The sequence below is a fragment of the Pseudonocardia halophobica genome (genome assembly GCF_027922425.1).
Taxonomy (GTDB): domain Bacteria; phylum Actinomycetota; class Actinomycetes; order Mycobacteriales; family Pseudonocardiaceae; genus Pseudonocardia; species Pseudonocardia halophobica.
Map to the genome: position 1 here is coordinate 1 of NZ_BSFQ01000078.1, position 5,530 is coordinate 5,530.

Sequence of the window (5,530 nt, forward strand, 5' to 3'; positions counted from 1 at the left end):
TCGGCATCTTCGGCGCCGAACCATGGACCGAGCAGATGCGCGCCGAGATCGAAGACCGCATGGACATGCACGCCGTGGACATCTACGGCCTCTCCGAGGTCATGGGCCCCGGCGTGGCCCAGGAATGCGTGGAGACCAAGGACGGGCTGCACATCTGGGAGGACCACTTCCTGCCCGAGGTCCTCGACCCCCTCGACGGCACCGTGCTCGCCGACGGCGAGGAAGGCGAACTCGTCTTCACCTCGCTGACCAAGCAGGCCCTCCCGATCATCCGCTACCGCACCCGCGACCTCACCCGCCTGCTCCCGGGCACCGCCCGCCCCTCCATGCGCCGCATGCAGAAGATCACCGGCCGCAGCGACGACATGATCATCCTGCGCGGGGTGAACCTGTTCCCCACCCAGATCGAGGAGATCGTCCTGCGCACCCCCGGGTTCGCCCCACACTTCCAACTCGAGCTCACCACCAAGGGCCGCATGGACGCCCTCACCGTCCGGGTCGAGGCCCGCGCGGACGCCACGGCCGAACGCCGGGCCGAGGCCGCGACCGAGCTGGTCCGGGCGGTCAAGGACACCGTCGGTGTCTCGGTGACCTGCGACGTCGTCGACCCGGACACCCTCGAGCGCTCGGTCGGCAAGCTGCAGCGGCTTCGCGACCTGCGCGCGAAGTAGCAGGTCACCCCTGGTCGTGAGCGGCAACTGCCCCTCTAGATGACCGATTCCAAGGTGTTGATGCGGCGCGGCGTGCGTCGGTGACGGGTGGAGGGTGCCCAAGATCAGCGTGCTGACCCAGAAGAGCAGGAGGCTCTCGTGGACGCTGACTTGGACACCCTCGCCACGGCACTGTACGTGCGTACCGACGACCTGCTGAAAGCCTCGCCCGAACGGGCACCGTGGCGGCCCCGGATCGGGATCACCCCGAAGATCAGCGACGCGGAGCTGATCACGTTGGCGGTGATGGCGGCGGTGCTGCAGTTCACCAGCGAGGCCCGCTGGCTGCGCCACGCCCGGGCGCACCTGCGCCACCTGTTCCGCTATCTGCCCCAACAGCCCGGCTACAACAAGCGCCTGCGCGCCCTCGCCCCGACGCTCGAGTGGCTGATCACCGTGCTGGCCGCCGACACCAGCCTGTGGACCGACGACGTGTGGGTGGTCGACTCCACCCCGGTCGAGTGCGGCCGCTCCCGCGAGACCGCACGGCGCTCGGACCTGGCCGGCTACGCCGAGTACGGCTACTGCGCCTCGCACTCGCGCTACTTCTGGGGGCTACGCCTGCATCTGATCGCCACCCTGCACGGGCTCCCGATCGGGTTCGCGTTGACCGGGGCGAAAGCCGACGAGCGCCTCGTGCTGCTCTCCGTGCTGACCGCGGACCCGGCGCTGCTGCGCGACCGCGAACGACAGATCATGATCGCGGACAAGAACTACTACGGCCGCGAGTTCGACCGCCGGCTGCGCCAGGCCGGGGTGGAGCTGCTCCGCCCAGCCCGCAAGGGCGAACCCGACCGCCCGGGCGGGCGGTTCTTCCGCCCGCTGCGCCAGACCATCGAGTCGATCTTCGCGACCGCGAAGGGACAACTCGACCTCGAAGGCCACGGCGGGCACACCATCACCGGCGTCGCCGTCCGGGTCTACCAGCGACTCCTCGCCCTGACCGCGGTGATCTGGCACAACGACCGAATCGGCCACCCGGTCAAACGATCACTACTCGCCTACGACCACTGACCTTGGAATCAGTCATCTAGGGGCAGTTGCCGCTCACGGGGTGAGGAGGGCGTGGGTCTCGGTACACGTCGCGGGGCGGGTGCCGAGGCGGTCCAGGAGGGCGAGCAGCTCCTCCATCAGCTCCGTGTTCGACGGCCGGCGGTCGCCGGCGTGGTCCTCCAGGCCCACGCGGACGTGCCCGCCCCGCCGGATCGCGAGCTCCGCCAGTCCGCACTCCACGACGTCGCCGCCGAGGACCGCGACCGACCAGGGCAGGCCGGCGGGTTCGAGCAGCTCGAGGTAGGCCTCGAGCGCGGTCGGCGTCGGCGGCAGGCCGAACTGCAGGTCGCCCCCGAAGTACAGCTTCACGATCCCGCCCGCCGGGAGCCGCCCGGCGCGCTGCAGCGTCACGACGGTCCGCAGGAACCCCGGCTCGAAGATCGAGAAGCTGGGCAGCGCACCCAGCTCCCGGGTCCGCGCGCACATGTACTCGGTGTCGGCGATCGAGTTCTGGTACGGCTCGGCCGCCGCGGGCGTGGGACAGCGGCCCCCGGCCGTCAGCCCCACGTTCACCGAGCCCGGGTCGATCAGGGTCATCCCGCCCAGGCCGGCCAGCTCGGCGACGTGCGCCCACCGCCGCTCGACCGGGATGCCGCGCGCCCCGGCCGCCATCGTCGGGTAGAGCAGCAGGTCCGGGTACCGCTCCCGCACCGGCCGCCAGGCCGCGCGGTAGGGGCCGGCCGCGTGCACGCCGTCGGCCGTGAACATCGGCTCGTCGTTGTGGTTGTGCAGGATCGTGGCGCCGAGCCGCGCGCAGGCCAGGGCATCGGCGGTGATCTCGGCCGGGGTGCGCGGCACGTGCGGGTTGACGCTGCGCGGGGTGGCCCCGTTCACGGCGACCTCGACGATCACGGGTGGGCGGTCCATGGCCCGTACCCTCGCCGCCCGCGCGCGACGGGACAACCCGTGTGATTCCCTACCGCCCGGTAACCCCCACGTCGCGCAGGGGTGCACACTCGAACCCAGCACCAGCCCTCCAGCGAAGGAGACACCCGTGCCCGAGGCAGTGATCGTCGCGGCGGCCCGCTCCCCCATCGGCCGCGCCCGCAAGGGCTCGCTCAAGGACATGCGCCCGGACGACCTGACCGTCCAGATGGTCCGCGCCGCGCTGGACCAGGTGCCCGCGCTCGATCCGACCGAGATCGACGACCTGATGCTCGGCTGCGGCCTGCCCGGCGGCGAGCAGGGCAACAACCTGGGCCGCATCGTGTCCGTGCTGCTCGGCCTGGACACCGTGCCCGGCACGACCATCACGCGGTACTGCTCGTCGTCCGTGCAGACCACCCGCATGGCGCTGCACGCGATCAAGGCGGGCGAGGGCGACGTGTTCGTCTCCGCCGGCGTCGAGACCGTGTCCCGCTTCGAGCGGGGCAGCTCGGACTCCTGGCCGGACACGCACAACCCGCTGTTCGCCGACGCCGAGGCCCGCACGGTCGCCACCGCCGAGTCCGGCACCGACACCTGGACCGACCCGCGGACGGACGGGCACCTGCCCGACGTCTACATCGCCATGGGCCAGACCGCGGAGAACCTCGCCCGCGCCAAGGGCGTCAGCCGGGAGGACATGGACCGCTTCGGCGTCCGCTCGCAGAACCTGGCCGAGGAGTCGATCAGGAACGGCTTCTTCGCCAACGAGATCGCCCCCGTCACGCTGCCCGACGGCTCGAAGGTCGACACCGACGACGGCCCGCGCGCCGGCGTGACCTACGAGGCGGTCTCCCAGCTCAAGCCGGTGTTCCGGCCCGACGGGTTCGTCACCGCGGGCAACTGCTGCCCGCTCAACGACGGCGCCGCGGCCCTGATCGTCATGTCCGACACGAAGGCCCGTGACCTCGGCATCACCCCACTGGCGCGCATCATCTCGACCGGGGTCACCGGCCTCTCCCCCGAGATCATGGGGCTGGGCCCGGTCGAGGCCTCGAAGCAGGCCCTCGCCCGCGCCGGCATGACCATCGACGACGTGGACCTCGTCGAGATCAACGAGGCCTTCGCCGCCCAGGTCATCCCGTCGGCCCGCGACCTCGGCATCGACCCGTTCGGCGACAAGCTCAACGTGCACGGCGGCGCCATCGCCGTCGGTCACCCGTTCGGCATGACCGGCGCCCGGATCACCGCCACCCTGCTCAACGGCCTGCGCGCGAAGGACAAGAGCATCGGACTGGAGACCATGTGCGTCGGCGGCGGGCAGGGCATGGCCGTGATCTACGAGCGGCTCGGCTGACTCTGCGCTGAACAGTCGTTAAGCTGCCCGCCATGGGCAGCATGGACGGCAGGGTCGCCGTCGTCACCGGTGGCGCGACCGGTCTGGGCGCGGCGGTCAGCCGCCGCCTGGCCGGCCGCGGCGCCCGGGTCGCGATCACCTACTCCCGCAGCGCGGACGAGGCCGAGGCCACGGCGGAGGAGTGCCGGGCGCGCGGCGTCGACGCCGTCGCCCTGCGCGGCGACGTCGACGACGACGCGGCCTGCCGCAAGGTCGCCGCCGACGTCGCGCAGCGGTGGGGCCGGATCGACGTCCTGGTCAACAACGCCGGCCGCACGCGGATCGTCCCGCACTCCGACCTCGACGGGCTCGCCGCCGAGGACTTCGAGGCGATCTACCGCACCAACGTGATCGGCACCTACCAGATGACCCGGGCGGTGGTCCCGCACATGCGGGAGCGTGGGTACGGGGCCGTGGTCAACGTGTCCTCCACCAGCAGCCTCGACGGCGAGGGCTCGTCGATCGCCTACGCGGCGTCGAAGGGCGCGCTCAACACGCTGACCGTGTCGCTCTCGCGGGCGCTCGCCCCCGAGATCCGGGTCAACGCCGTGGTCCCCGGTTTCATCGGCACCCGCTGGTTCTCCGGGCCGCTCGGCGAGGAGGCGTACGAGCAGCTGGTGGGGCGGGTGCAGCAGACCACGCCGCTGCGCCGCGCGGGCACGCCCGAGGACATCGCCGTCGCCGTGGTCTTCCTGTGCGACGAGGGCGCGGAGCACATCACCGGCACCACGCTGGTCTCCGACGCCGGGGCGAGCCTGAAGCCGCGGAGCTAGACCGGCCAGACGTAGGCGGTCCCCGGCGCGTCGTCGGGGAAGAGCGGGGCGTAGTGCTCGGGCAGCTTGCCGAGCAGGACCTCGCGGTGGCTGCGGTGCACGCGGTCGTCGCCGAGCCAGCCCGGCAGCAGGCCCGCCGCGGCGAGCTCGGTCTGGCTGCGGGGCGGCGGCAGCCCCGCGGTCTCGAGGTCGGCCCGCACCGACTCCGCCACGGTGTCGGCCTTGCCCCGGGCCGCCCACTCCTCGCAGATCGCGAGCGCGTAGGCGGCCACGCCCTCCGGATGGCCCCGCCACATCCGCACCGCCGGATGGTGCTGCCAGCCGTACCCCTCCCGCACCTGCGCACGCAGGATCTGCAGCGCCTCCACGCGCTGCTTGCCCAGCCGCCGGTCGTCGAGCGCCCGGGCGCTGGCGGCGAAGTCGGGGTACGGGAGGAAGGTCTGCACCACGGACCGTGAGGTACCCGCTCGACGCCGGCCTCACCGACCCGACCGGAACCCACCACCCCGTCGTGAGTGGCGATAGTCGCCATGGCGACTATCGCCACTCACAGGGTGCGGAGGTGGTTGCGGAGCGGGACGACCACGTCGGGGAGCGGGCCCGAGATGAGCACGGTGTCTCCCTTGCGCACGGAGGGGGGCTGTGAAGAGAATCGACCGCAGCCGGGCTACGCGGTCTTGTCGAGGGTGACCCGGTAGCCGAGGTTGTGGAGTTGGTGGATGAGCCGGTCGCGT

The 5,530-nt window shown here is 72.0% G+C and carries 6 protein-coding genes; 4 read left to right on the forward strand and 2 right to left on the reverse strand.

Features of this window, described 5'->3' with window-relative positions; all coding sequences use genetic code 11:
* On the forward strand, positions 1–671 hold a 671-nt coding region (locus PKE99_RS37035), incomplete at its 5' end, for a phenylacetate--CoA ligase (protein ID WP_498371916.1).
* A gap of 138 nt (positions 672–809) precedes the next feature.
* On the forward strand, positions 810–1,724 hold the full coding sequence (locus tag PKE99_RS37040) for an IS982 family transposase (RefSeq protein WP_037054643.1): 915 nt from the start codon (positions 810–812) through the stop codon (positions 1,722–1,724).
* 33 nt (positions 1,725–1,757) lie between these two features.
* Here PKE99_RS37040 and PKE99_RS37045 read toward each other — a convergent pair whose 3' ends face one another.
* The gene (locus PKE99_RS37045) at positions 1,758–2,630 is read right to left on the reverse strand and encodes a beta-keto acid cleavage family enzyme (RefSeq protein ID WP_037054645.1); all 873 of its coding nucleotides are present in this window, start codon (positions 2,628–2,630) and stop codon (positions 1,758–1,760) included.
* Between the two features lie 127 nt (positions 2,631–2,757).
* Between PKE99_RS37045 and PKE99_RS37050 the strand changes: the two genes are divergently transcribed.
* Together PKE99_RS37050 and PKE99_RS37055 are read left to right on the forward strand one after the other, a co-directional pair.
* Positions 2,758–3,984, forward strand: a complete 1,227-nt coding sequence (locus PKE99_RS37050) for an acetyl-CoA C-acetyltransferase (protein ID WP_037054647.1) — start codon at positions 2,758–2,760, stop codon at positions 3,982–3,984.
* A 32-nt stretch (positions 3,985–4,016) separates the two neighbouring features.
* Positions 4,017–4,796 carry an SDR family NAD(P)-dependent oxidoreductase gene (locus tag PKE99_RS37055; protein ID WP_197040915.1) on the forward strand — a complete coding sequence of 260 codons (780 nt, stop codon included), beginning with the start codon at positions 4,017–4,019 and terminating at the stop codon, positions 4,794–4,796.
* On the opposite strand, the gene PKE99_RS37060 is transcribed toward PKE99_RS37055, so the two are convergent.
* Positions 4,793–5,245, reverse strand: a complete 453-nt coding sequence (locus PKE99_RS37060; protein ID WP_306470791.1) for an MSMEG_6728 family protein — start codon at positions 5,243–5,245, stop codon at positions 4,793–4,795. The two genes, PKE99_RS37055 and PKE99_RS37060, sit on opposite strands and share 4 nt — an antisense overlap.
* Positions 5,246–5,530 lie beyond the last annotated feature (285 nt).